Annotated in this window: 3 protein-coding genes and 1 pseudogene; all 4 read left to right on the forward strand. The window is 69.8% G+C overall.

What is annotated here, in order from left to right:
- On the forward strand, window positions 1-824 hold an 824-nt coding region (gene dnaN, locus VFF46_RS37320; RefSeq protein ID WP_325041987.1), incomplete at its 5' end, for a DNA polymerase III subunit beta.
- Window positions 825-850: 26 nt separating this feature from the next.
- Window positions 851-1,771, forward strand: a complete 921-nt coding sequence (gnd, locus tag VFF46_RS37325; RefSeq protein ID WP_325041988.1) for a phosphogluconate dehydrogenase (NAD(+)-dependent, decarboxylating) — start codon at window positions 851-853, stop codon at window positions 1,769-1,771.
- A 1-nt stretch (window position 1,772) separates the two neighbouring features.
- Window positions 1,773-2,912: a DNA replication/repair protein RecF gene (gene recF / locus VFF46_RS37330; RefSeq protein WP_325041989.1), complete on the forward strand. Its 1,140-nt coding sequence runs from the start codon at window positions 1,773-1,775 to the stop codon at window positions 2,910-2,912.
- Window positions 2,905-3,147 (forward strand): annotated as a pseudogene (locus VFF46_RS37335) (DUF721 domain-containing protein); the annotation flags it as partial. The gene recF and the pseudogene VFF46_RS37335, both read left to right, overlap by 8 nt.

Here is a 3,147-nt window from a genome sequence, read left to right on the forward strand (position 1 = left end):
CGCTTCCCACCGAGGAATACCCGGCCCTCCCGTCGCTTCCGGCGGCCAGCGGCACGGTGAAGGCCGACGTCTTCGCCCAGGCCGTCTCACAGGTCGTCACCGCCGCCGGGCGCGAGGACACGCTGCCGGTGCTGACCGGTGTCCGGGTCGAGATCGAGGGCTCCACGATCTCCCTGCTGGCCACCGACCGTTACCGGCTGGCAATCCGCGAGCTCGAGTGGAACCCGGAGTCCCCCGACGCGTCGGCGGCCGCGTTGGTCCCGGCGCGCGTGCTGTCCGAGACCGCGAAGGCGATGACCGGCTCGGACGTGACCGTCTCGCTGGCCGCGCCTGGCACCGGTGACGGCATCGTCGGCTTCGAGGGCCAGGTGTCCGGTGGCAACCGCCGCGCCACCACGCGGCTGCTGGACGGCGAGTTCCCGAAGGTCCGCGGCATCATCCCGAACGACGCGTCGATCGCGACCCGGGTCCGGATCGACACCGCGACCCTGGTCGAAGCGGTCAAGCGGGTCGCGCTGGTCGCGGAGCGGAACGCCCCGGTCCGGCTGACCTTCGACGAGGACAGCGTCACGCTGGACGCCGGCAGCGGCGACGAGGCGCAGGCGTCGGAGTCGCTGGAGGCGCGCGTGGTCGGCGACCCGGTGACCGTAGGCTTCAATCCGACGTACCTGCTCGACGGTCTCGGTGCGATCGGTACACCGGTCGCGCACCTGGCCTTCACGCAGGCGACGAAGCCGGCCGAACTGACCGGCGTGCGGGACTTCGACGGCGAACCGATCAGTGAGTTCCGGTACGTGCTGATGCCGGTCCGCCTGAACAGCTGAAAAGCCAACAGAACAAGGGGATTCAGATGGAGCTCGGCCTTGTCGGTCTCGGCAAGATGGGCGGCAACATGCGCCAGCGGATCCGCAACGCGGGCCACACCGTGGTCGGATTCGACAACAACCAGGACATCTCCGACTCCACCGACCTTGCCGACATGGTCGGCAAGCTCACCGCGAGCGACCAGCCGAATGTCGTCTGGGTGATGGTGCCGGTTCAGGCCATCGACCCGGTCGTCACCGAGCTGGCCGAGCTGCTCTCCCCCGGTGACATCGTGATCGACGGCGGCAACAGCCGCTGGACCGACGACACCCGCCGCGCCGCCCAGCTGGCCGAGAAGGACATCCGCTTCGTCGACTGCGGCGTCTCCGGCGGCGTCTGGGGCCTGGAGAACGGCTACGCGCTGATGTGCGGCGGCGACAAGGCCACCGTCGACGTCGTGATGCCGATCTTCGAGGCGCTGAAGCCCGAGGGTGAGTTCGGCTTCGTGCACGCCGGCAAGGTCGGCGCCGGGCACTTCTCGAAGATGGTCCACAACGGCATCGAGTACGGCATCATGCAGGCGTACGCCGAGGGCTACGAGCTGCTCGAGGCCTCCGACATCGTGGAGAACGTGCCGGAAGCGTTCCAGTCCTGGCGCGAGGGCACCGTGATCCGGTCCTGGCTGCTCGACCTGCTGGTGAACGCGCTCGAGGACGACAACCACCTGGAGAAGATCCGCGGGTACGCCGACGACTCCGGCGAGGGCCGCTGGACCGTCGAGGCCGCGATCGACCTCGCCGTACCGGTGCCGGCGATCTCGTCGGCGCTGTTCGCCCGGTTCGCTTCCCGGCAGGACGACTCGCCGGCGATGAAGGCGATCGCCGCGATGCGCAACCAGTTCGGTGGCCACGCGGTGAAGGGCGCCGAGGCCGCCGACCCGTCGTACGCCACTCCTCCAAGCCACTGAGGTGTACGTCACCGCCCTGGGTCTGCTCGACTTCCGGTCCTACCAGCAGGCGGAGGTCCAGCTCGCTCAGGGCGTGACGGCCTTCGTCGGTCCGAACGGTCACGGCAAGACCAACCTGGTCGAGGCGATCCACTACACCGCGACGCTCGGCTCGCATCGGGTGGCGAACGATGCACCACTGGTCCGGGCCGGCGCCACCCGGGCGATCGTGCGGACCGAGATCCGCAGCCAGTACGACCGGGACGTGGTCGTCGAGCTCGAGATCAATCCGGGAAAGGCGAACCGGGCCCGGATCAACCGCTCGCCGGTACCGCGGCCACGCGAGGTGCTCGGTCTGCTCCGGACGGTGCTGTTCGCGCCGGAGGATCTCGCGTTGGTCAAGGGCGATCCGTCCGAGCGGCGCCGGTTCCTGGACGAGCTGCTGACGTTGCGCACGCCGCGGATGGCCGGCGTACGGCAGGACTACGACCGGGTGCTCAAGCAACGGAACTCGTTGCTGCGGAGCGCCTCCCAGGCCCGTCGGCAGAACCGGACGAGCGCCGCCGAGGGACAGCTGCGCACCCTCGAGGTCTGGGACTCACACCTGGCCCGCAGCGGAGCCGAGCTGCTGGCGACCCGGCTGGAGCTGCTGGAAGCGCTGCGCCCGCTGGTGTCCAGCTCGTACGACGCTGTTGCCCGCGGCAAGGGTGATGCGCGGCTCGAGTACAAGTCGTCCGTACTGCTCGAGCCCGGCGTCGCCTCCCGCGAGCAGCTCGAGGAGGTCCTGCTCGCGGCCGTCCGGGAGAAGCGCCAGGACGAGCTGGAGCGCGGGGTGTCGCTGGTCGGCCCACACCGCGACGACGTCGTCCTCGGGCTCGGCGACTTGCCTGCGAAGGGGTACGCGAGTCACGGTGAGTCCTGGTCGTTCGCGCTCGCGCTACGGCTGGCGTCGTACGAACTGCTCCGCGCGGACGGGGGTGAACCGGTGCTGATCCTCGACGACGTGTTCGCCGAGCTGGACGTGCAGCGTCGGGACCGGCTGGCCGAGCTGGTCGCGCCGGCCGAGCAGGTGCTGGTGACCGCGGCGGTCGGCGCTGACGTGCCCGCTGAGCTCAGCGGAGCACGCTTCGAGGTGGGTGAGGGGGTCGTTCAGCGTGCCTGAACCCCCGGATTCCTCCGAGAGCGTCCCTGAGAACTCCTCCGAGAGCGTCCCTGAGAACGAAGAAGAGCACGACAAGCAGGGCCTCGAGCTAGCCAAGTCGCTCGCCGGCCGCCTCAAGCAACAGGCCGCCAAGGGCGGCTTCAAACCGGTCAAGCGCCGCCGCCGGCCGCGCATCGACGGCGCCCAGATCAGCAGCGCCCGCCCCGACGACCGCGACCCCCAGAAACTGACCAAC

Source organism: Kribbella sp. (assembly GCF_035655035.1).
Classification (GTDB): Bacteria; Actinomycetota; Actinomycetes; order Propionibacteriales; family Kribbellaceae; genus Kribbella.

What these genes read in the sequence shown, in the direction of transcription:
- gnd (WP_325041988.1), top strand. Translation starts at nt 851, where the DNA reads ATGGAGCTCGGCCTTGTCGGTCTCGGCAAGATGGGCGGCAACATGCGC.